Here is a 21,936-nt window from a genome sequence, read left to right as displayed (position 1 = left end):
GCAGCGAACTGACAACGTTGTCTTACGTCGCCGGAGGGTGCACACTCCATGCAAGGCAGAGGAACCAGACACAGATTCGCCACCACGGCCGCCCTGGGTGCGGCCGCACTGGTGCTCACGGCGGCCGGGCAGGGCGCCGCCGTCGCGGCATCGCCCCAGAAGCCGCACGGGAAGGCGGAGTTCACTTCGTCCTTCGAAGCGGGGCAACCCGTCCCCGACTGGCTGAACACGGTCGACACCGCCCCGGACGGCAGCAAACGGGCGTCAGGGGTCGACGGCGCCTACACCGGTGGAGTTCCGGGCAATGTGAACGGCCATGTGACCGAGGTCCGCGCGAGCGGCGAGAACACCGGCAGCGGTGAGGTCGCGACCAATCTCGCGGACGGTGAGTCGAGCACGAAGTGGCTGGCGTTCACGCCGACCGCCTGGGTCGAGTACGACCTCGACACCGCGCTCAAGATCACCAACTACACGCTGACGTCGGCCAACGACCACGACGAGCGGGATCCGAAGGACTGGGTCCTCAAGGGCTCGGCCGACGGAAAGGACTGGACCACTCTCGACTCCCGTACCGGGGAAAGCTTCGACAAGCGGCTCCAGACCAAGAAGTACGAGCTGGAGAAGCCGGCCGAGTACGCGCACTTCCGTGTCGAGTTCACGAAGAACAACGGCGCGAGCGACGCGACCCAGCTGGCCGACCTCCAGCTCTCGACGGGCGACGAGCAGGCACCGGCGCCCGAGGACATGCTCTCGCTCGTCGACAAGGGCCCCAGCGGCTCACCGACGGCGAAGGCGGGCGCGGGCTTCACGGGCAAGTACGCGCTGCGTTACGCGGGCACGCACAAGACGGACGGCCGCGCGTACTCGTACAACAAGATCTTCGATGTCGATGTCGCGGTGGCGAGGAACACCGAGCTGTCGTACAAGATCTTCCCGCAGATGGCGGACGGCGACCGCGACTACGACGCCACGAACGTCTCGGTCGATCTCGCCTTCACCGACGGCACGTACCTGAGCGACCTGAAGGCGACCGACTCGGGCGGCGGCCTGCTCACCCCGCAGGGCCAGGGCGACGCCAAGCGGCTGTACGTGAATCAGTGGAACGCCGTGAAGTCGTCGATCGGGTCGGTCGCGGCCGGTAAGACGATCGACCGGATCCTCGTCGGGTACGACTCGGCGAAGGGCCCGGCGAAGTTCCGCGGCTGGCTCGACGACATCTCCGTGAAGCGGGCGCAGCCGGTCGCCCCCAAGGCGCACTTGAGCGACTACGCGTCGACAACACGCGGCACGAACTCCAGCGGCGGCTTCTCGCGCGGCAACACGTTCCCGGCGACGGCCGTCCCGAACGGGTTCAACTTCTGGACGCCGGTGACGAACGCGGGCTCGGACAGCTGGCTGTACGACTACGCGCGCGGAAACAACGCGGACAACCTCCCCACGATGCAGGCGCTCGCGGCGAGCCACGAGCCGAGCCCGTGGATGGGTGACCGCCAGACGTTCCAGATGATGCCGTCGGCGACGTCCGGCGACAAACTGGACACGTCGCGCTCCGGGCGGGCCCTGCCGTTCAAGCACGACAACGAGACGGACCGCCCGTACTACTACGGCGTGAAGTTCGAGAACGGCGTGACGGCGGAGATGACGCCGACCGACCACGCCGCCGCGCTGCGCTTCAGCTACCCCGGCGACGACGCGAGCGTGATCTTCGACAACGTCTCGGAGCAGGGCGGCCTGACGCTCGACAAGGACAGCGGGACCGTCACCGGCTACTCGGACGTGAAGTCGGGTCTGTCGACGGGCGCCACCCGCCTGTTCGTGTACGGCACCTTCGACAAGCCGGTCAAGGACGCCGACGCGTCCGGGGTGAAGGGCCACTTCACCTTCGACGCGGGCAAGGACCGGACGGTCACGCTGCGCCTGGCGACCTCGCTGATCTCCATCGACCAGGCGAAGGACAACCTGGCGCAGGAGATCCCCGGGAACCGGTCCTTCACCGCGGTGAAGAACGCGGCGCGCGCCCAGTGGGACAAGATCATGAACAAGGTGGAGGTCGAGGGCGCCACACAGGACCAGCTCACGACGCTGTACTCCTCGCTCTACCGGCTGTACCTGTACCCCAACTCGGCGTTCGAGAAGGTCCGTTCGGACGGCAAGTCGACGTACAAGTACGCGTCGCCGTTCTCGGCGATGCCGGGTCCCGACACCCCGACGCACACCGGCGCGAAGATCGTCGAGGGCAAGCCGTACGTCAACAACGGCTTCTGGGACACGTATCGGACGACGTGGCCCGCCTACTCTCTGCTCACGCCGGACAAGGCGGGTGAGATGGTCGACGGCTTCGTGCAGCAGTACAAGGACGGCGGCTGGATCTCGCGCTGGTCCTCGCCTGGTTACGCGGACCTGATGACCGGCACGTCGTCGGACGTGGCGTTCGCCGACGCGTACGTGAAGGGCGTCGACTTCGACGCGGAGGACGCGTACAAGGCGGCCGTGAAGAACGCGACCGTGGTGCCGCCGCAGTCGGGTGTGGGCCGCAAGGGCATGGACACCTCGCCGTTCCTCGGCTACACGTCGACGGACACGCACGAGGGCATGTCGTGGGCTCTTGAGGGTTACCTCAACGACTACGGCATCGCGCAGATGGGCCAGGCCCTCTTCAAGAAGACCGGCAAGAAGCAGTACCAGGAGGAGTCGGAGTACTTCCTCAACCGGGCCCGCGACTACGTCAACATGTTCGACGACAAGGCCGCCGGTACGGGCTTCTTCCAGGGCAAGAGCGCCAAGGGCGACTGGCGGGTGAAGTCCGAGGACTTCGACCCGGCGATCTGGGGCTACGACTACACCGAGACGAACGGGTGGGGCTACGCCTTCACCGCGGTGCAGGACACCCAGGGCCTCGCGAACCTGTACGGCGGCAAGGCGGGCCTGGCGAAGAAGCTGGACACGTACTTCTCGACGCCGGAGACCGGTTCGGCGGACGTCGCCGGTTCGTACGGCGGTGTCATCCACGAGATGACCGAGGCGCGTGATGTGCGGATGGGCCAGTACGGCCACTCCAACCAGGTCGCGCACCACGTCACGTACATGTACGACGCGGCCGGCCAGCCGTGGAAGACGCAGAAGAACGTGCGTGAGGTGCTGTCCCGCCTGTACACGGGCTCGGAGATCGGGCAGGGCTACCACGGCGACGAGGACAACGGCGAGCAGTCGGCCTGGTACCTCTTCTCGTCGATGGGCTTCTACCCGCTCGTCATGGGCAGCGGCGAATTCGCCATCGGCTCCCCGCAGTTCACCAAGATGACCCTGCACCTGGAGAACGGCCACGACCTGGTCGTCAAGGCGCCGAAGAACAGCGCCAAGAACATCTACGTGCAGGGCGTCAAGGTCAACGGCAAGACCTGGTCGAAGACCTCGCTGCCGAACTCGGTCGTCTCCAAGGGCGGCGTCATCGAGTTCGCCATGGGCGACAAGCCGTCGTCGTGGGGCACCGGCAAGGACGCCGGGCCGACGTCCATCACCAAGGACGACAAGGTGGCCTCGCCCCGCAAGGACGCGATCACCGGCACGGGTCCGCTCTTCGACAACACCTCGGCCACGTCGGCGAGCGTCGAGTCGGTGGACCTCCCCGTCGCCGCGGCCGGCACGAAGGCCGCGCAGTACACGCTGACGTCCGACGACCACGCGAAGGCCCCGACGGGCTGGAAGCTGGAGGGGTCGGCCGACGGCACGACCTGGAAGACGCTCGACACGCGCTCCGGCGAGTCCTTCGCCTGGGACAAGCAGACCCGCGCGTTCTCGGTGCCGAAGCCGGGCTCGTACCAGCACTACCGCCTGGTGTTCACGGGTGGCGCGGCGACCGTCGCGGAGGTCGAGCTGCTGTCGTAGCCGCTCTCCTCGTCGCGGGCCCCGTCGGAACCTTCCGGCGGGGCCTGCGCCGTTCCCGGCCCGAACTCGCACCACACCTCCTTGCCGGGGTCCCGCTCCCCCACGCCCCACTTGTCGGCCAGCGCTTCTACGAGGAGCAGGCCGCGGCCGTTCTCGTTCTCGTCGGTGGCGCTCCGCTCGGGGGCGGGGACGGGGACGGCGGGGGTGCCGGTGCCGCTGTCGTGGACCTCTACGCGGACGGTGCCCTCGCGCTCGTCGTGCGTGATCCTCAGGAGGAAGCCCCGGCCGGGCGGTACTCCGTGGAGGAGGGCGTTGGTCGTCAACTCGCTTACGCAGAGCAGGATGTCGTCGGCTCGGGTTGTTTTCCGCCAGGCGGTGAGGGCTGCGTGGGTGAAGTCGCGGGCGGCGGGGACTGATTGTCGTTCGCGGCGGTAGAAGCGTTCGCGGGATTCGGGGTTCATGGCGGCGAATGTTGCGCAGAGTGATTCACTGACGACAGGGCGGCAACCCCGACAGATCTTTTGTCGGGGTGCGCGTGGGGTCACGTCGGTGTGGGGGTGGGGAGATTGACCGTCATGAGCCCTGGGAAGCGTCCGCCGAAGAATCCGTCGGCGTTGAGGATGGTCGGTGAGCTGCTCGCCCTGTTCCGCAAGGCGGCCGGTTATACGCAGGCGACGCTTGGCGCGCGGCTGGTGATCGCCGAGTCGACCATTGCCGCGTATGAGCAGGGTAGGCGGCCGTTGCCCATGGATACGGCAAGGATGGTGGACCAAGTCCTCGACACCAAGGGTGCGTTGGCCGTCGCGGTAGCCAATGTGCCGGAGATCGACCAGTTCCCCCTGTGGGCCGAGTCGTACATTCAGCACGAGCGCGAGGCCATCGTGCTGTCGAAGTACGACGCCTTGGCCGTCCCCGGCCTGCTCCAGACCGAGGACACCGCGCGGGCCGTTCTCCGCGAGCGGGTCCCCGCTTACGATCAGGACGAGATCGAGACCAAGACCGCTGCCCGCATAGAGCGCCAGGCCATCCTCCACCGGAAGGTCCCGCCGACGATCAGCTTCGTCATCTGGGAGCCGCTGCTAAGACTGTCCGTTGGCGGCCACCGTTCGCAGGTCGATCAGCTTCGGCACTTGCGCGAGCAGGCTGAACTCCCCTGCATCTCCTTGCAGATCCTGCCGCTCTCCAGCCCTCACCATGCAGCCCTGGACGGCCCGTTCACCTTGCTTGAGACGCCTGACCACCAGCACCTCGCGTACATGGAGACCCAACGCGGCAGCCAGTGGGTTGCTGATCGCGACGAGGTATCCATCCTGGAGCGCAAGTATGCGATGCTGCGAGCACAGGCCCTCACCCCGCAGGACTCCATGGGCCTGCTGGAACGCCTGCTAGGAGAGCGATGAGCACCGCACCGACCTGGTTCAAGTCGTCTTACAGCGGTAGCGAGGGCGGCGACTGCCTCGAAGTCGCTTACGTCTGGCGGAAGTCGAGCTACAGCAGCAGCGAGGCCGGGCAGTGCGTCGAGGTCGCCGCCCACCCCACCGCCATCCACATCCGCGACTCCAAGAACACCGAAGGCCCCCACTTCACGGTCGCCCCCGGCGCCTGGGCGGCCTTCCTCCAGCTGCCCCGCGCTTAATTACGTAGACGGGACGGCATCGCGGCGCTTACAGTCTGGCCCGAACCGTGATGCAGCCCGAGGAGGTGGGACCCATGACAGCAGTACGCACGTGGGTGCTCTCCTTTTCCTCACGGGCCGGCAGCTGACATAGGTCGCCGGGAGCGCCTGTACTGGGCGATTCCGAGAGGCAGAGACCTATGGACACTACAAAGATCACGCATGTCGCCGACGGGCACTGGCACGCGCTGGAGGACGACCAGGTGGTCGGCCGGGGCGAGGCCTGGAGCAGGCACGACGGACGGCTCTTCCTAAACATCGACGCGTGGCACGACACGACGTTCGACCGGCTCGCCGCCGCCATGCTGGCGGACCTGCCGAGGCCGCTGCACACGATGGTCGACGCGGACGATCTCGCACTGAAGTCCCAGTGGGAGCGCAGGGGATTCACGGCTCTGCGCAGCGAGTTCGTGTACCGCGTACCGACCGATCCCGGGCTCACGGGCCTCGGCCCGGCACGCCCGCCGCACGGCGTGACGATCCTCCCCCTCGGCGCGGCGGAGAAGGACCCCCTGCGCGAGCTGGACCGTACGATCCGGGCCGAGGTCGAGGCCACCCTGGGCTGGCGGGAGATGCCGGCCGAGGTGCTGCCACGCCTCGACGACGCCACGGTGATCGACCCGACGAAGTACGCGGTGGCCGCCGAGGGCGACCGGTACGTGGGGCTGATGCGGGTGGCGCCGGTCCCCCGGCAGCCGAGGATCGGGCTCATCGCGGTACGGGCGGACCGGCAGCGGCGCGGGATCGCGCGGGCGCTGCTGGCCGACGTACTCGGTTCCCTGCACCGAGCCGGGGTAGGGACCGCTTCGGCCGAGGTCGGCGCGGCCAACGCGGCCGCCGACGCACTGTTCACCACCATCGGCGCCCAGCGCGTCGGAACCAACCTGGAGGTCGTACTTCACTGATGCCGAAGACAAACCCTGGTATCGAGATCGAGGGCACCGTCACCGAGTGCCTGCGCAACGCCACGTTCCAGGTGGAGTTGCAGAACGGGCACAAGGTGCTCGCGCACATCAGCGGCAAGATCCGGAAGAACTACATCAAGATCCTGCCGTTCGACCGGGTGCTCGTGGAGCTGAGCCCCTACGACCTGACGCGCGGCCGGATCCTCTACCGGTACCGCAACTGACGGCTTCCGGCGCTTACTTGCGCCAGGCCAGGTAGTGGACGACGCTGCCGCCCGGGCTCGGCACCACGTCGACGTGGAACCGGTCGCGCAGCTCGTCCGGCGACTCCCACAGGCGGGAGCCCGAGCCGAGCTTGATGCCCGGTGACACCGCGACGTGCAGGGTGTCGACGAGATCGGCGTCGAGGAACTCGCGGATGGTCGTGGCCCCGCCGCCGAGCCTGACGTCCTTGCCCTGGGCCGCCTCGCGCGCCTGGGCGAGGACGGTCGCCGGGTCGTCGTCGACGAAGTGGAACGTGGTGTCGGAGAGGGTGATCGCGGGGCGGGTGTGGTGGGTCATGACGAACACCGGTGTGTGGAACGGCGGTTCGTCACCCCACCAGCCCTGCCACTCGTGGTCCTCCCAGGCCCCCTTCTGCGGGCCGAACTTGCCGCGCCCCATGATCTCGGCGCCGATGTTGCGGGCGTAGTCCCGGACCAGGTAGTCGTCGATGCCGCGGCTGCCGCCGGGCTCGGAGCGCATCAGCCAGCTGGCGGTCTCCCCGCACCAGGCCATCAGAACCCGCGGATCGGCATGCCCGAACGGCCGCTCGAAGGTCTGATCGTCTCCGGCCCCGAAGCCGTCACCGGAGACATTGAAGTTCTGAACGCGCAACAGCTGCTCTGGCATGGGTTCCTCCCGGATAGCGGACAACACTGCTGAGACTCTCCCCGCCCCCAGAACTCATCGCCACCCCGACGCGCCGTCCCACAAGGTTGCGGCGAGCCGAAAGGTGGGTGGGGGGCATGGGGGGCCGCGTGACGGTGAAGGGGTTCGCCGAGTTCCTGGCCGACACCGTGGGGGAACTCGTCGCCGAGGCGGTGCTCTCGGTGCTCGCCTGTCTCCTGCTCGCCGCCCTGGTGGGGACCGCGTACCTGAGCTGGTCAGTCAGCCCACGCGGCACGCTCATCGGGGCCGGCGTGTTCAGCCTGCTGTTCGCTCACGGCGCGTGGAGTCGGTATCGGAAGTCGGCGAGGAAACGCGGTCACCGCGCCCTCGCCGCCGTCACCACGACACTCTTCGTGGTGACCACCTGCACGGCCGCCTTCCTGTTCTTCTACGCGTCCGGCTGCGGCTTCGTCTGACCGACGGCCCGCCGCCGCGTTCCGGCGCTTCTCGCGGTACCGGGCGACAGCCCAGGCGACCGCCGTGGCCGGGACGGCCGACCAGAGCACTGTCCAGACCACGGGCCACCACGGAGGCAGGTGGGCGGAGACGGTCACATCGAGCGCCGAGGCCACCATGGCCGCCCCGATGCCGGCGCAGAGCAGCCGACCGGCGAGGCGCGTCGCACGACTGGTCGGGAGCGGCAGCCGCCGGTGGCCGGAGTCGTGCGGCTCGTGGAGGTGTTGATCGGTGTGCACAGGTGCTCCTGCGTTCAGCGCCGCGACAAGGGGCGGCGGGGCGAGGGCCTGGCGAGGTGGGGCACGCACGGCTGGAACCTGCGTGGGGCAGGAAGCGGGTGGTGAAGCTGGGCCAGTGTGCGCGTCGGCGCGGGGTCCGGCCAGCGCCTTCTACGCGCGTACCGGATCCGGGCGTCAACTTTCCGCATCACCCCAACTGGTGCACCAGCGGGCAAAACGAGGCACCATTGCGGGCAATTCACATATTTGCCCGGCCTGGACCTGACTCAATATGGGCGCCCACTCGACTCTTTTCGCCACGCCGATCGGAGAGTTGAGCGTTTCCAGCCATATTTTGCAGCCGCTTCCTCAAGTTGCACCATAGAAACTGTTGCTTGAGGCGAGCAAAAAACGGCCATCAAGGGTGATTCACCCCTGATCCGGAGGGGCTTGTTCCTGCCCGTATGGATTCCGCATTCGCGGGCAGGACAGCTGACTTGTGTGCTTTCCGTGTCAGCTTGCGTACTTCTCGCGACCATCGGGGCCCTCGCGACCGGACAGGAGCAACAGAATGGCAAACCAGCCATACGCATCCAGAAGAACGAACAAGCGAAACGCCGCCATCGTTGCGGCTAGCTCGCTGGCCCTTTACGTTCTTTCGGCACTCCTGTGGGTCAAGGGGGGATGGGATGCGGCCTTCGCTCCGTTGCTGGTGGCTGTCGTCGTGGATGCGATCTGCATCGTGGTCTATCTGTCGTTCCGGTCGAAGCACCGGAAATAGCGGCGTCGGGAATCGTTCTGTGCTTGCGGCGCGCAATCAGGACCGACCAGCGGCATCCGTGATGGCGCAACGCGAAGGGCCGCGCCCCGGGCGAACCCGGGACGCGGCCCCAACTACTGCTCCCTGCCGCTTAGTTGCGGATCAGGTTGCGCAGCACGTACTGCATGATGCCGCCGTTGCGGTAGTAGTCCGCCTCGCCGGGGGTGTCGATGCGGACGACCGCGTCGAACTCCACGCCGGTGTCGGTCGTGACCTTCACCGTGCTCGGGGTCGAGCCGTTGTTCAGCTCCTCGACGCCGGTGAAGGAGAAGGTCTCCTCGCCGGTCAGGCCGAGGGAGTCGGCGTTCTGGCCCTCCGGGAACTGGAGCGGGAGGACGCCCATGCCGATGAGGTTCGAGCGGTGGATGCGCTCGTACGACTCGGTGATGACGGCCTTGACGCCGAGGAGCGCGGTGCCCTTGGCGGCCCAGTCGCGGGACGAGCCGGAGCCGTACTCCTTGCCGCCCAGGATGACCAGCGGGGTGCCCTGGTCGATGTAGTTGCGCGACGCGTCGTAGATGAAGGAGACGGGGGCGTCCTCCTTCGTGAAGTCGCGGGTGTAGCCGCCCTCGGTGCCCGGCGCGAGCTGGTTGCGCAGGCGGATATTGGCGAACGTGCCGCGGATCATGACCTCGTGGTTACCACGGCGCGAGCCGTAGGAGTTGAAGTCACGACGCTCCACACCGTGCTCGGTGAGGTACTTGCCGGCCGGGGTGTCGGCCTTGATCGCACCGGCCGGGGAGATGTGGTCGGTGGTGACCGAGTCGCCCAGCTTGGCGAGGACGCGGGCGCCCGAGATGTCCGAGACCGGGGTGGTCTCCATCGTCATGCCCTCGAAGTACGGGGGCTTGCGGACGTAGGTGGACTCGGTGTCCCACTCGAAGGTGTTGCCGGTCGGGATCGGCAGCGCCTGCCACTGGGCGTCGCCCGCGAAGACGTCGGCGTAGGACTTGTTGAACATGTCCTCGCCGATCGAGTTGGCGACGACGTCGTTGACCTCGGCCTCCGTCGGCCAGATGTCGGCCAGGTGGACGGGCTTGCCGTCCTGGTCGACGCCGAGCGCGTCCTTGGTGATGTCGACCTTCATCGAACCGGCGATGGCGTACGCGACGACCAGCGGCGGGGACGCCAGGTAGTTCATCTTGACGTCGGGGTTGATGCGGCCCTCGAAGTTCCGGTTGCCGGAGAGGACCGAGGTGACGGCGAGGTCGTGGTCGTTGACCGCCTTCGAGACCTCGTCGGGCAGCGGGCCCGAGTTGCCGATGCAGGTGGTGCAGCCGTAACCGACGAGGTTGAAGCCGACCTTGTCCAGGTACGGGGTCAGACCCGACTTGTCGAAGTAGTCGGTGACGACCTTCGAGCCCGGGGCGAGGGTGGTCTTGACCCACGGCTTGCGGGTCAGGCCCTTCTCGACGGCCTTCTTCGCGACGAGGGCCGCGGCCACCATCACGTAGGGGTTCGACGTGTTGGTGCAGGAGGTGATCGCTGCGACCGTCACGGCGCCGTGGTCCAGCTCGTACGTGGTGCCGTCGGGGGCGGTCACGGTGACCGGGTTCGACGGAACGCCGTTCGTGGACGCCGGGGCGTCGGAGGCCGGGAAGGACTCCTTGCCCGCCTCCTCGTCGTCGGCGACGTAGTTGCGCACGTCGACGGCGAACTGCTGCGAGGCGTTCGCGAGGACGATGCGGTCCTGCGGGCGCTTCGGGCCGGCGATGGAGGGGACGACCGTGGAGAGGTCGAGCTCCAGCTTCTCGGAGAAGTCGGGCTCGGCGGCCGGGTCGAGCCAGAGGCCCTGCTCCTTGGCGTACGCCTCGACGAGCGCGACCTGCTGGGCGTCACGGCCGGTCAGACGCAGGTAGTTCAGCGTCTCGTCGTCGATCGGGAAGATCGCGGCGGTGGAGCCGAACTCCGGCGACATGTTGCCGATGGTGGCGCGGTTGGCCAGCGACGTGGCGGCGACGCCCTCGCCGTAGAACTCGACGAACTTGCCGACGACGCCGTGCTTGCGCAGCATCTCGGTGATCGTGAGGACCAGGTCCGTGGCGGTCGTGCCGGCCGGGAGCTCGCCGGTCAGCTTGAAGCCGACGACGCGCGGGATCAGCATGGAGACCGGCTGGCCGAGCATGGCGGCCTCGGCCTCGATGCCGCCGACGCCCCAGCCGAGCACGCCCAGGCCGTTGACCATCGTGGTGTGCGAGTCCGTGCCGACGAGGGTGTCGGGGTAGGCCTGGCCGTTGCGGACCATGACCGTGCGGGCCAGCTTCTCGATGTTGACCTGGTGCACGATGCCGGTGCCCGGCGGGACGACCTTGAAGTCGTCGAACGCGGTCTGGCCCCAGCGCAGGAACTGGTAGCGCTCGCGGTTGCGGCCGTACTCCAGCTCGACGTTCTGGCCGAAGGCGTCCTTCGTGCCGAACTTGTCGGCGATGACGGAGTGGTCGATGACCAGCTCGGCCGGGGAGAGCGGGTTGACCTTCGCGGGGTCGCCGCCCAGCTCCTTCACGGCCTCACGCATGGTCGCCAGGTCCACGACACAGGGCACGCCGGTGAAGTCCTGCATGATCACGCGGGCCGGCGTGAACTGGATCTCCTGCGAGGGCTGCGCCTGGGAGTCCCAGTTGCCGAGCGCACGGATGTGGTCGGCGGTGATGTTCGCGCCGTCCTCGGTGCGGAGCAGGTTCTCCAGAAGGACCTTGAGGCTGTAGGGAAGGCGAGCAGAGCCCTCGACCTTGTCCAGCCTGAAGATCTCGTACGACTCGTCGCCCACGCTGAGCGTGCTGCGGGCGTCGAAGCTGTTCGCCGACACGACAGTCTCCTTCATATATGTGCGCGTTCCACCGCATCCTGCCGCCACGACGGGTCGCCCATCCGCTAAGGTAAGGCTAAGTTAGGTAACCCTTACCGTCGGACTCGACAGTCGGCGCGCGGCTGCGTGCGCCTCGGCAGATATCTCGATGTCGAGATAACTCTAATACATCACCCGTCGGTGCCATCAAGCGGTGCCGCGCGGGGTTCACTGATGCGCGTACCCACGGGCACCCCCTCCATCGTCGTACGGGGCCCAGGGCTCCACCAGTGCTGAAAGTACCGACCCCCGCAGATTTACTAAGGCAGCCTTATCAATTAGCCTTAGTGTATGAACCAAGAGCCGGACCCCGAGGCGGTCGCCTCCGCTCTGCTCGCGAGCGTCAGCGTGCTGGTGCGGCGCGTGCGGCAGGTGCCTGTCGAGAGCGGGCTGACGATGCCGCAGCGCACGGCGCTGTCCCGCCTGGAGCGGCTGGGCCCGACCACCTCGTCGGCGCTCGCCCGCGAGGTGCAGATCACGGCGCAGGCCATGGGGGCGACGCTCGGCGTGCTGCGCGAGCGCGGCCTCGTCGAGCGCAGCCAGGACCCGGAGGACGGGCGCCGGATGGTCCTGTCCGTGACGGAGGCCGGGCGCCGGGCACTGCGGGACAAGCGCAACGAGCGGGTCGAGATGCTCGGCCGGGTCCTCGGGTCCGACGCGTTCAGTCCGGCCGAGCTGGCTCAGCTCCAGGCCGTGGCCCCGCTGGTCGAGCGGCTGGCCCAGCGTCTCTGAGGCACGTGACGAGAACCTGACGAGGAAGCGGGCCGATGACGGATTCCGGCGGGACGCTCATATCCGAGCGCGTCCCCGACGCGCGCTACAAGTGGACGGCACTGACCAATACGACCGCCGCGGTCTTCATGTCCGCGCTGGACGGCTCCATCGTGCTGATCGCCCTGCCGGCGATCTTCCGCGGCATCCATCTGGACCCGCTGGCGCCGGGCAACATCGCGTACCTGCTGTGGATGATCATGGGCTACCGGCTGGTCCAGGCCGTCCTGGTGGTCACGGTGGGGCGGCTCGGCGACATGTACGGGCGGGTGCGGATCTACAACAGCGGGTTCGCGGTCTTCACCTTCGCCTCGATCCTGCTCTCCTTCGACCCCTTCGACGGCGGTCACGGGGCGATGTGGCTGATCGGCTGGCGGGTGCTCCAGGCCGTCGGCGGCTCGATGCTCACCGCGAACTCCGCGGCGATCCTGACCGACGCCTTCCCCGAGGAGCGGCGCGGCTTCGCCCTCGGCATCAACCAGGTGGCCGCCCTCGCGGGCATGTTCATCGGCCTGGTCCTCGGCGGGCTGCTCGCGGCCTGGGACTGGCGTGCGGTGTTCTGGGTGAACGTCCCCGTCGGGCTCTTCTTCACCGTGTGGGCGTACCGCACCCTGCGCGAGACCGGCCGGCACAGCGGCGGCCGGATCGACTGGTGGGGCAACATCACCTTCGGGGTCGGGCTGAGCGCGGCCCTGATCGGCGTCACCTTCGGCCTCCAGCCCTACGGCGGCCACACCATGGGCTGGACGAACCCACTGGTCCAGGCGCTGGTGGTGGGCGGGATCGCGCTGCTCGTCGCGTTCGTCGTGATCGAGCGGCGGGTCGAGGACCCGATGATCAAGCCGGGGCTGTTCCGCAACCGCGCCTTCACCTTCGGCAATCTCGCGGGCCTCGCCATCTCGATCGGGCGCGGCGGGATGCAGTTCGTGCTGATCATCTGGCTCCAGGGCATCTGGCTGCCGCTGCACGGCTACGCCTACGACGCGACCCCGCTGTGGGCGGGCATCTTCATGCTGCCGCTGACCGCGGGGTTCCTCGCGGCGGGACCGGTGTCCGGATATCTGTCGGACCGGTTCGGCTCGCGGGGCCTGGCCACGAGCGGCGCGCTGCTCTTCGGCGCCAGCTTCCTCGGCCTGATGGCGCTGCCGATCGACTTCAGCTACTGGGTCTTCGCGGTGCTCATCGCGGTGAACGGGATAGCGAGCGGCATGTTCGCCTCCCCCAACTCCTCCTCCATCATGGGCAGTGTCCCGGCGAAACTGCGCGGTGTCGCCTCCGGGATGCGCGCCACCTTCCAGAACTCGGGCACCGCCGTGTCCATCGGCGTGTTCTTCTCGCTGATGATCGCGGGCCTGGCCGGCAGCCTCCCGCAGACCCTCACCGCGGGCCTACAACAGCAGGGCGTGTCCGCGCACGTCGCCGCGCAGGTCGGTGAACTGCCGCCCGTCGCCTCGCTGTTCGCCGCCCAGCTGGGCGTCAACCCGGTGGAGAACCTGCTGAAGCCCAGCGGCGCCCTGCACCAGCTCAGCCCGGCGCAGCAACAGACTCTGACCGGTGGCGAGTTCTTCCCGCACTTGCTCTCCGGGCCCTTCCACTCGGGCCTGGTCGTCGTGTTCGCGTTCGGCGCGGTGCTCGCTCTCCTCGCCGCGCTCGCGTCGCTGCTGCGCGGCCCCGGCCGGGTCCGTGGGCGGGCGGCGTCCGGCACCTCCCCCTCCCCCAGGACGCCGACTCCGGCGTCGTCCGATCTCCAGGAGTAATCAGCACCATGGCACTCAGCACCATCGACACCGTCCCCGCGCTCGTCGTGATCGACCTTCAAGAGGGCATCGCCCCGGCCGGATCCCCGTTCGACCCCGTCGTGGAGCGGTCGGCCCGGCTCGCCGAGACGTTCCGGCGGCACGGCCTGCCGGTGATCCTCGTCAACGTCAACGGGGTCGCGCCCGGCCGCTCCGAGACCTCGCGGATCCGGCCCGGCACGGCCCTGCCCGACGGCTTCGCCGACCTCGTGGACGAACTCGGCGCGCAGCCGGGCGATCTGAGGGTCACCAAGCGGCGCCGCAGCGCGTTCCACGACACCGGGCTCGACACCCTGTTGCGGGACCACAAGGTCACGCAGGTCGTGCTGACCGGCGTCGCGACCGGTTCGGGCGTCGAGTCGACGGCGCGCTCGGCCGTCGACCACGGCTACCACGTCGTGCTCGCCACCGACGCGATGGACGACCCGGACGCGGTGATCCACGAGCACAGCGTGCGGCGCGTCTTCCCCAAGCTGGGCGAGACCGCGACCACGGACGAGATCATCGACATGGTGGAAGCCACCCTGGCGGAGGCGGCCCGATGACGCTGCTCGGCAAGCTCCTGAAGAACCGCAAGGCCGACGAGGCGGCCTCCGCCTGGCACCGGCCCGGCCTCCAGGCGCCGGACAACCTGACCCTGACCAGCGGGGACTTCACCGACGGCGCCCCCATGCCGGCCCGGCAGGCGGCGAAGCACGGCGGCGGCGAGGACCTCTCCCCGCACCTGGCCTGGACCGCCCCGCCCGCCGGGACCGCCCAGCTCCTGCTCGTCATGGAGGACCTCGACGTCCCGCTCCCCCGGCCGATCACGCACTGCGTGGCGCTGATCGACCCGTCCCGCACCGAGCTGGAGCCCGGCGCGCTCGACGCGAAGCGGCCGGGTCCGGGGGTGCGGCTGCCGCGCGCGAGCATCGGCCGCGGCTACCACGGCCCGGGTCCGATCAAGGGGCACGGTCCGCACCGGTACGTCTTCCTGCTGTACGCGCTGTCCGCTCCGCTGGACGACGCGGCCGAGGGGGCACGGCCGCGGGCGCTGCTGTCGTCGATCAGCGCGCCGCCCCTCGGACGGGGGCGGCTGACGGGCACGTACGAGCGCCGTTAGGGAGGAGGCGGGCCCCTCCGCACGGGCCCCGACCCCGGTCCGATAGCGTCCCGCAATGGCCAGTGACCTCCGTCTCACCGTTCTCGGCAGCGCCACCCCATACCCGGAGGCGGGCAACCCGTGCTCCGGATATCTCGTCGAGGGCGGCGGGGCCAGACTCTGGGTGGACGCGGGCAGCGGAACACTCGGGGCGTTGCAGCGGCACGCCCGGCTCGACGAGATCGACGCCGTCTGGATCTCCCATCTGCACGCCGACCACACCGCCGATCTGCTCACCGCCTACTACGGGCTGCTGTACGCGGACATCCGGCGCGAGCGGCCGCTCCCGCTGTACGGGCCGCCGGGCATCGCCGACCGCCTCGCGGACTTCCTCACCACGGGCGACCGGCGCAGCCCCGTCGAAGAGGCCTTCGACATACGGGAGCTGTCGGACGGGCACGGCGCCCGGATCGGCGCCCTCGACCTGGCGTCGCGCGAAGTGGCGCACGGGATGCCCGCGTTCGCGCTGCGCGTCGAGCACCGGGGGCACTCGCTCGTCTACTCGGGGGACAGCGCGCCCTGCACCGCCCTGACCGACCTGGCGACCGGGTGCGGGACCCTGCTGTGCGAGGCCGACGGGGACACGGCGGACGGAGTGCACCACGGTCCGGAGGAGGCCGGGGAGACCGCCGCGGCGGCCGGCGCCGGACGGCTGATCGTGACGCACGTGGGGCGCGGGATCACTCCGGGGGACGCGGTGACGCGAGCGGCCTCGACGTACGCGGGGCCGGTGGCGTACGCGGCGCCGGGCGCGGTGTTCCCCGTCGGCTGACGTCTGATCGGGCATCGGGCGGGTATCCGGTCGGCACCAGCCGGAAGGAGACCAGCCCATGCCCCTCACATTCCGCAAGAGTTTCCGCATCCTCCCCGGGGTGCGGCTCAACATCAACCGCAAGTCCTGGTCGATCACGACCGGGGGCGGCTCCCACGGGCCGAAGCACACGCACAGCAGCACGGGCCGCCGCACGACCTCCATGGACCTCCCCGGCCCGTTCGGCTGGCGGAAGACGACCACCAAGCGCAGCAGGGGTCACTGACACCGCCTCACCCTGTTGGACCCCCCGAAATGCGTCATCTCATATCTGAGATAACGTGCCCCTATGGCAGACGACTACCTCGTACGCATCGGCAAGCTCATCCGCGACGCCCGCCAGCACCGGGGCTGGACGCAGGCGCAGCTCGCCGAGGCGCTCGGCACCAGCCAGAGCGCTGTGAACAGGATCGAGCGCGGCAACCAGAACATCAGCCTTGAGATGATCGCCCGGATCGGCGAGGCCCTCGACAGCGAGATCGTGTCCCTCGGTTACGCGGGCCCGATGCATCTGCGCGTCGTCGGCGGGCGCCGCCTGTCGGGCTCGATCGACGTCAAGACGAGCAAGAACGCGTGTGTGGCACTGCTGTGCGCGTCGCTGCTGAACGACGGGCGCACGGTGCTGCGCCGCGTGGCCCGGATCGAAGAGGTCTACCGGCTCCTGGAGGTCCTCAACTCCATCGGTGTGCGCACCCGTTGGATCAACGACGGCGTCGACCTGGAGATCGTGCCGCCCGCCGACCTCGACATGGACGCCATCGACGAGGTCGCGGCCCGCCGCACGCGCTCGATCATCATGTTCCTCGGCCCGCTGCTGCACCGCATGGACCGCTTCAGGCTGCCGTACGCGGGCGGTTGCGACCTCGGCACGCGCACGATCGAGCCGCACATGATCGCGCTGCGCCGGTTCGGCCTGGACATCGCGGCCACTGAAGGGCTGTACCACGCGCAGGTGGAGCGGGACGTCGCCCCGGACCGCCCGATCGTGCTGACCGAGCGCGGCGACACGGTGACGGAGAACGCGCTGCTGGCGGCGGCCCGCCACGACGGCCGGACGGTCATCCGCAACGCGTCGTCGAACTACATGGTCCAGGACCTGTGCTTCTTCCTGGAGACCCTGGGCGTCAAGGTCGAGGGCGTCGGCACCACGACGCTGACGGTGCACGGCGTGCCGAAGATCGACGTGGACGTCGACTACTCGCCGTCCGAGGACCCGGTCGAGGCGATGAGCCTGCTGGCCGCCGCGGTCGTCACGGAGTCCGAACTCACCGTCAAGCGCGTCCCGATCGAGTTCCTGGAGATCGAACTCGCGGTCCTGGAGGAGATGGGCCTCGACCACGACCGCTCGGCGGAGTACGTCGCGGACAACGGCCGCACGCGCCTGGTCGACCTCACGGTCCGTCCCTCCAAACTGGAGGCGCCGATCGACAAGATCCACCCGATGCCGTTCCCGGGCCTGAACATCGACAACGTGCCGTTCTTCGCGGCGATCGCGGCCTCGGCCCAGGGCAAGACCCTCATCCACGACTGGGTCTACGACAACCGCGCGATCTACCTGACGGACCTCAACCGGCTCGGCGGCCGTCTCCAGCTCCTCGACCCGCACCGGGTCCTGGTCGAGGGCCCGACGCGCTGGCGCGCGGCGGAGATGATGTGCCCGCCGGCCCTGCGCCCGGCCGTGGTCGTGCTGCTGGCGATGATGGCGGCCGAGGGCACGTCGGTGCTGCGCAACGTGTATGTGATCAACCGCGGTTACGAGGAGCTGGCGGAGCGCTTGAACTCCGTGGGCGCGCAGATCGAGACGTTCCGGGACATCTAGCCCCGGCGCACGGTGCCGCGGCGGCTCCTCCCCCTCCGGGAGGGGCCGCCGCGGCGCGTACGGCTACTTCCGGACCGGGCACACCCCCGGGGTGGCGACCGTGTTGTAGAGCGGGGCGGCCTGTGCCGTCACGTTGGTGCTGCCGAGCTGGTTCAGGATCTCGTCGGAGAGCAGGTCCTGCTGGCCTTTGAGGGCGTCGGCGACGACCGTGTCCTTCGGGAACACCATCTCCGCGGCGATGTTGTCCTGCACGATGCGGGCGAGGTTGTCGAGCGCGGTGAAGACCGGGTCCGCCGGAGGCTCAAGGCCGGGCAGGTCGATCAGGTGAGTGGCGACCTTCGCCGCGTTCATGCAGTCCTTGATGATGATGGTGTTCTGGTTGAGCACGCTGGTGGTCCACTGCGAGATCACCACGCAGTAGAGGTCCGCCCACGCCGTCTCGCCGATCTTGGCGCGCCAGGTCTTCATGATGTCCTGCACGCCCTTGATCTGGGCCTGCGAGGCGTGCTCCATGTTGGTGCGGATGGCCGGGTAGACGCTGCCGGAGAACTCCTCGAACGACGCCATGTCGAAGCGCTTGGCGGCGACGGAGGTCTTGATGAAGGCGAGGGCGCCGTCGAGGATCGTGGCGCAGGACGTCTGCAGCGCGGCCGGCAGTCCGGCGGACGCGAGGTTCTGGCGGGCCGTGGAGAGCTTGGTGGCGTAGGCCTTCAGGGGCTCGATCCAGGCGGTGGACGTGTCGTCGTTGAAGGCGACCATCATCAGGTCGTGCGGGTCGATGCGGTCCGCGTTCGGCAGGTTCGGGATCTTGTCCGCGAGATACGAGGCGATCACCGAGAAGACGCCGAGCGGGGTGTGGGCGATGGACTTCGCCAGCTCGAAGGTCTGCGAGACGGGGTTGACGGACTCCTGCCCGTCCTTGGTCACGAGGGTGAACCGGCCGCCCTTGGCGTCGTTCTGGACGACGACCACCGGGGACAGGTGCTTGATCAACTCGGCTTTGAGCGTCGCGTAGTTGGCGCGCATGCCCGCGTTCACCGCGAACATCGACTCGCGCGCCTGTGTCTGGGTGACCGCCGCCGCGGTCACGGTGTCGGCGGCGCTCGGGCTCGCCGAGTAGCCGAGCAGGGCCGCGGTGCCGACACCGGTGGCGCCGCCTATAAAACCTCTGCGCGTAGCCATCTTCGTTTTCTCCATCGGGATGTCGAGAGGGTTGTCGAGAACTGCTGGTCGGACATGGGGGGACCTTCGGTTGGGGGGATGGGGGGATGGGGGGATGGGGGGATGGGGGGGAGATGGGGGGTCAGCGGTGAGCAGGGAAAGAGCTGCAGCTCTTTCCCTGCCGAACGTGGTGGAGCCGTGGGCTACTTGAGGTCGCGCTGCTGGGGCACGACGACGCCGAAGCGGTCCTGGATCGTGGCGAGCGCAGCCTCGTGCACCTGCCGGGCCGGGATGCCCCGCGGGTTGCCCTCGACCGGGAGCGGGCGGGTCGCGGAGGCGTCGCCGATCACGGTCGGGTGGTAGCCGTTGTAGACGGCACCCTCGGTGGTGAAGAGGGTGCACATGTGGGTCATGAAGCCGGCGATGATGACGTTCTTGCGGCCGGTCTTCTTGAGTTCCGCGTCGAGGTTCGTGTCGTGGAAGCCGTTGGGGACGGCCTTCTCGACGACGGTCTCGCCCTTGACCGGCTTGAGCGCCGGGATGATCTGCCCGGCCTTCGACGTGAGGTCGTAGCCCTTCTCCACGATGTGGACGACGGGCGTGTGCGCCTTGCGGGCCCGGTCCAGGAGCGCCCTGGTGTTCTTGACGGCCTCGCGCCAGCCGGTGAGCTCCATCGCGCCGTCGGTGTACACGTTCTGGTAGTCGACGAGGACCAGCGTGGCGTTGGACAGCTTCGCCGGTGTCTCGTCCAGCTTCATCAGCTGCCGCAGCGTCGTCGTGTCCTTCGCGTGGTTCTGCGTGGCACGCTGCTTGCCGCCGTCGGTGCGGGTGGCGGCCTCGGAGCTCCCGCCACATGCCGTCATCGTGGCGGCGAGCACGGCGGCGGCGCCCAGCGCGGCGGCCGAACGGAGCAGCTTCATCGGACGATCTCCTTCTGCGTGGGAACCACGACCCCGTACAGGTCGGCGATGGTGGCGAGCGCGCTGTAGTGCACCTGGCAGGCGTCGATGTCGGTGCCCGCGACCGGGAGCGAGCGGGTCGCGGTGGCCTCGGCGACGACGGTCGGGCGGTTGCCGTTCAGGAACGCGCCCTGCGCGGTGAACGCCACGCACATGTGGGTCATCCAGCCCGCGATGACGACGTCCTGCCCCTCCTTGAGGTGCGTGTCCAGGTCGGTGCCGACGAACGCGTTCGGGGCCTGCTTCACGACCACCGGCTCGCCGTCGACGGGCGTGAGCCTCGGGTGGATCTGGCCGATCTCCGCCCGGATGTCGTACGGGGTCCCGGGGCCGCCGTCATTGATGACGTGCACGACCTTGGTGCCTGCCTCCCGGGCCCGGGCCAGCAGCTGCGCGGCGGCGTCGAGGGACTTCTCCCAGCCGTCGAGTTCCATGACGCCCTGGGTGTAGGTGTTCTGGAAGTCGATCAGGATCAGCGTCGAGTCGGCCAGCTTCGCGGGCGCCTGGTCGAAGCCGTTGAGCTCGCGCAGCGTGGTTCGGGACATGGGTGTACCGCCTTCGGAGTTACGTGGGAGAGGCGCGGCCCGTGGTGTTCCGCCGGGCCGCGTCCACCACGCTATGAGCCCGCTGTGACGTCGGCAATGACGTCTAACATGCAGATACCGACATGCGGCTGGGGGAGGAACTGTGACTGCGGGAGGAACTGTGGCGGACGCGGCCGGGCGGCTGATCGTCGTCGTGCTCTTCGAAGGCGTCGACCTGCTCGATGTCACCGGTCCCCCCGAGGTGTTCTCGCTGGCCCTGCGCGAGACCGACGAGGCCGCCGGGTACGAGGTGGTGCTGGCCGCCCGGACCCTGGACCCCGTCACCACCGGCGCCGGGGTCCGCGTCCTGCCGGACCGCACCTTCGCGGACGTCGCGGCCGGTGCCATCGACACGCTCATCGTGCCGGGGGCTGTGGAGCTGGACGCGGAGCGCCGGGCGCGGCCGCTCGTCGACCCGGACCTGGTCGACTGGGTGAAGGTGCTCGCCGCGCGGACGCACCGGATCACCTCGGTGTGCGTGGGCGCGCATCTGCTGGCCGCGGCGGGCCTGCTCGACGGCAAGCGGGCCACCACGCACTGGTCGACGGCGTCCCAACTGGCCGCCGATCACCCGGCGGTGAAGGTCGACGCCGACCCGATCTTCATCCGCGAGGACAATGTGTGGACCGGCGCCGGGATCAGCGCCTGCCTCGATCTGTCCCTCGCCCTGATCGCCGAAGACCTCGGCGAGGCGGTCGCCCTGCGCGTCGCCCGCCAGCTCGTCATGTACCTCAAACGCCCCAGCGGGCAGAGCCAGTTCAGCGTTCCGCTGGAGCAGGTCTCCACGACGCGGCGGATCGAGGATCTGCGCCATCACATCCTGCGCCATGTCGCCGAGCCCCTCACGGTCGGCGACCTCGCCGCGTACGCGCACGTCAGCGACCGGCATCTGACCCGGCTGTTCAAGACCGAACTGGGCACGACCCCGCACGCCTACATCGAGTCGGTGCGGGTGGAGAAGGCCCGGCACGAACTGGAGTCGTCGGACGCCACGCTCGAACGGATCGCGTCCGTCTGCGGGTTCGGGACGGTGGACACACTGGTGCGGGCGTTCCGGCGCCAGGTCGGCACGACGCCGACGGAGTACCGGCGACGGTTCAGGGTTCCGCAGACCCCCTGAAGCGCGTCGGCAGGCTCCCTGACGCGCGCCGGCGCGGTGG

General features: G+C 68.9%; 20 protein-coding genes and 1 pseudogene. 15 read left to right on the top strand and 6 right to left on the bottom strand.

Translation table 11 applies throughout. The annotated features are described in order from the left end of the window. Positions 1-48 precede the first annotated feature (48 nt). Positions 49-3,885 (top strand): GH92 family glycosyl hydrolase, encoded by a 3,837-nt coding sequence (locus ACFVDP_RS22330; RefSeq protein ID WP_383492088.1) that lies wholly within the window; start codon positions 49-51, stop codon positions 3,883-3,885. A gap of 38 nt (positions 3,886-3,923) precedes the next feature. Here the strand turns inward: ACFVDP_RS22330 and ACFVDP_RS22325 are convergent. Continuing rightward, positions 3,924-4,346, bottom strand: a pseudogene (locus ACFVDP_RS22325) (ATP-binding protein); the annotation flags it as partial. 114 nt (positions 4,347-4,460) lie between these two features. Between ACFVDP_RS22325 and ACFVDP_RS22320 the strand changes: the two are divergent. The 4 genes from ACFVDP_RS22320 (at position 4,461) to infA (ending at position 6,689) form a co-directional block, all read left to right on the top strand. Next, positions 4,461-5,285 carry a Scr1 family TA system antitoxin-like transcriptional regulator gene (locus ACFVDP_RS22320; RefSeq protein WP_383492085.1) on the top strand — a complete coding sequence of 275 codons (825 nt, stop codon included), beginning with the start codon at positions 4,461-4,463 and terminating at the stop codon, positions 5,283-5,285. Then, on the top strand, positions 5,282-5,521 hold the full coding sequence (locus ACFVDP_RS22315) for a DUF397 domain-containing protein (RefSeq protein ID WP_383492082.1): 240 nt from the start codon (positions 5,282-5,284) through the stop codon (positions 5,519-5,521). The genes ACFVDP_RS22320 and ACFVDP_RS22315 overlap by 4 nt, the downstream gene beginning before the upstream one ends. A 179-nt stretch (positions 5,522-5,700) precedes the next feature. Continuing rightward, positions 5,701-6,465, top strand: a complete 765-nt coding sequence (locus ACFVDP_RS22310; RefSeq protein WP_383492079.1) for a GNAT family N-acetyltransferase — start codon at positions 5,701-5,703, stop codon at positions 6,463-6,465. Next, positions 6,465-6,689 (top strand): translation initiation factor IF-1, encoded by a 225-nt coding sequence (gene infA / locus ACFVDP_RS22305; protein WP_351453508.1) that lies wholly within the window; start codon positions 6,465-6,467, stop codon positions 6,687-6,689. The genes ACFVDP_RS22310 and infA overlap by 1 nt, the downstream gene beginning before the upstream one ends. A gap of 13 nt (positions 6,690-6,702) precedes the next feature. On the opposite strand, the gene ACFVDP_RS22300 is transcribed toward infA, so the two are convergent. Then, complete coding sequence (locus tag ACFVDP_RS22300) at positions 6,703-7,356, bottom strand: dihydrofolate reductase family protein (protein ID WP_383492076.1); 654 nt, start codon at positions 7,354-7,356, stop codon at positions 6,703-6,705. A gap of 116 nt (positions 7,357-7,472) precedes the next feature. Between ACFVDP_RS22300 and ACFVDP_RS22295 the strand changes: the two genes are divergently transcribed. Together ACFVDP_RS22295 and ACFVDP_RS22290 are read left to right on the top strand one after the other, a co-directional pair. After that, on the top strand, positions 7,473-7,811 hold the full coding sequence (locus ACFVDP_RS22295; protein WP_383492073.1) for a hypothetical protein: 339 nt from the start codon (positions 7,473-7,475) through the stop codon (positions 7,809-7,811). A gap of 829 nt (positions 7,812-8,640) precedes the next feature. After that, on the top strand, positions 8,641-8,850 hold the full coding sequence (locus ACFVDP_RS22290) for a hypothetical protein (protein WP_383492070.1): 210 nt from the start codon (positions 8,641-8,643) through the stop codon (positions 8,848-8,850). 130 nt (positions 8,851-8,980) lie between these two features. On the opposite strand, the gene acnA is transcribed toward ACFVDP_RS22290, so the two are convergent. Continuing rightward, the gene (gene acnA / locus ACFVDP_RS22285) at positions 8,981-11,695 is read right to left on the bottom strand and encodes an aconitate hydratase AcnA (RefSeq protein ID WP_383492067.1); all 2,715 of its coding nucleotides are present in this window, start codon (positions 11,693-11,695) and stop codon (positions 8,981-8,983) included. Between the two features lie 330 nt (positions 11,696-12,025). On the opposite strand from acnA, the gene ACFVDP_RS22280 reads away from it, so the two are divergent. The 7 genes from ACFVDP_RS22280 (at position 12,026) to ACFVDP_RS22250 (ending at position 18,072) form a co-directional block, all read left to right on the top strand. After that, complete coding sequence (locus ACFVDP_RS22280) at positions 12,026-12,466, top strand: MarR family winged helix-turn-helix transcriptional regulator (protein ID WP_383492064.1); 441 nt, start codon at positions 12,026-12,028, stop codon at positions 12,464-12,466. Between the two features lie 35 nt (positions 12,467-12,501). Next, on the top strand, positions 12,502-14,262 hold the full coding sequence (locus ACFVDP_RS22275; protein ID WP_383492061.1) for an MFS transporter: 1,761 nt from the start codon (positions 12,502-12,504) through the stop codon (positions 14,260-14,262). 8 nt (positions 14,263-14,270) lie between these two features. Further along, entirely contained in the window at positions 14,271-14,846 is a 576-nt protein-coding gene (locus tag ACFVDP_RS22270; protein ID WP_383492058.1) for an isochorismatase family protein, read from the top strand. Beyond that, the gene (locus ACFVDP_RS22265; RefSeq protein ID WP_383492056.1) at positions 14,843-15,403 is read left to right on the top strand and encodes a YbhB/YbcL family Raf kinase inhibitor-like protein; all 561 of its coding nucleotides are present in this window, start codon (positions 14,843-14,845) and stop codon (positions 15,401-15,403) included. Before ACFVDP_RS22270 ends, ACFVDP_RS22265 begins: the two co-directional genes overlap by 4 nt. A 55-nt stretch (positions 15,404-15,458) precedes the next feature. Further along, positions 15,459-16,214, top strand: coding sequence for an MBL fold metallo-hydrolase (locus ACFVDP_RS22260; RefSeq protein ID WP_383492054.1), 756 nt, complete (start codon positions 15,459-15,461; stop codon positions 16,212-16,214). Between the two features lie 58 nt (positions 16,215-16,272). Next, positions 16,273-16,479: a DUF4236 domain-containing protein gene (locus ACFVDP_RS22255; protein WP_383492051.1), complete on the top strand. Its 207-nt coding sequence runs from the start codon at positions 16,273-16,275 to the stop codon at positions 16,477-16,479. A 63-nt stretch (positions 16,480-16,542) separates the two neighbouring features. Continuing rightward, positions 16,543-18,072 (top strand): helix-turn-helix domain-containing protein, encoded by a 1,530-nt coding sequence (locus tag ACFVDP_RS22250; RefSeq protein WP_383492049.1) that lies wholly within the window; start codon positions 16,543-16,545, stop codon positions 18,070-18,072. Positions 18,073-18,135: 63 nt separating this feature from the next. On the opposite strand, the gene ACFVDP_RS22245 is transcribed toward ACFVDP_RS22250, so the two are convergent. The 3 genes from ACFVDP_RS22245 to ACFVDP_RS22235 form a co-directional block, all read right to left on the bottom strand. Further along, positions 18,136-19,254, bottom strand: coding sequence for a hypothetical protein (locus tag ACFVDP_RS22245; protein ID WP_383492047.1), 1,119 nt, complete (start codon positions 19,252-19,254; stop codon positions 18,136-18,138). Between the two features lie 182 nt (positions 19,255-19,436). Next, on the bottom strand, positions 19,437-20,153 hold the full coding sequence (locus ACFVDP_RS22240) for an isochorismatase family protein (protein WP_383492044.1): 717 nt from the start codon (positions 20,151-20,153) through the stop codon (positions 19,437-19,439). After that, the gene (locus ACFVDP_RS22235; protein WP_383492041.1) at positions 20,150-20,737 is read right to left on the bottom strand and encodes an isochorismatase family protein; all 588 of its coding nucleotides are present in this window, start codon (positions 20,735-20,737) and stop codon (positions 20,150-20,152) included. Before ACFVDP_RS22235 ends, ACFVDP_RS22240 begins: the two co-directional genes overlap by 4 nt. A gap of 142 nt (positions 20,738-20,879) precedes the next feature. On the opposite strand from ACFVDP_RS22235, the gene ACFVDP_RS22230 reads away from it, so the two are divergent. After that, the gene (locus ACFVDP_RS22230) at positions 20,880-21,896 is read left to right on the top strand and encodes a GlxA family transcriptional regulator (protein WP_383492038.1); all 1,017 of its coding nucleotides are present in this window, start codon (positions 20,880-20,882) and stop codon (positions 21,894-21,896) included. Positions 21,897-21,936: the final 40 nt, after the last annotated feature.

This window comes from Streptomyces sp. NPDC057694, assembly GCF_042799415.1.
GTDB lineage: Bacteria > Actinomycetota > Actinomycetes > Streptomycetales > Streptomycetaceae > Streptomyces.
Note: the sequence above shows the minus strand (reverse complement) of the source record. Positions and strands in the feature narration are given on the sequence as shown.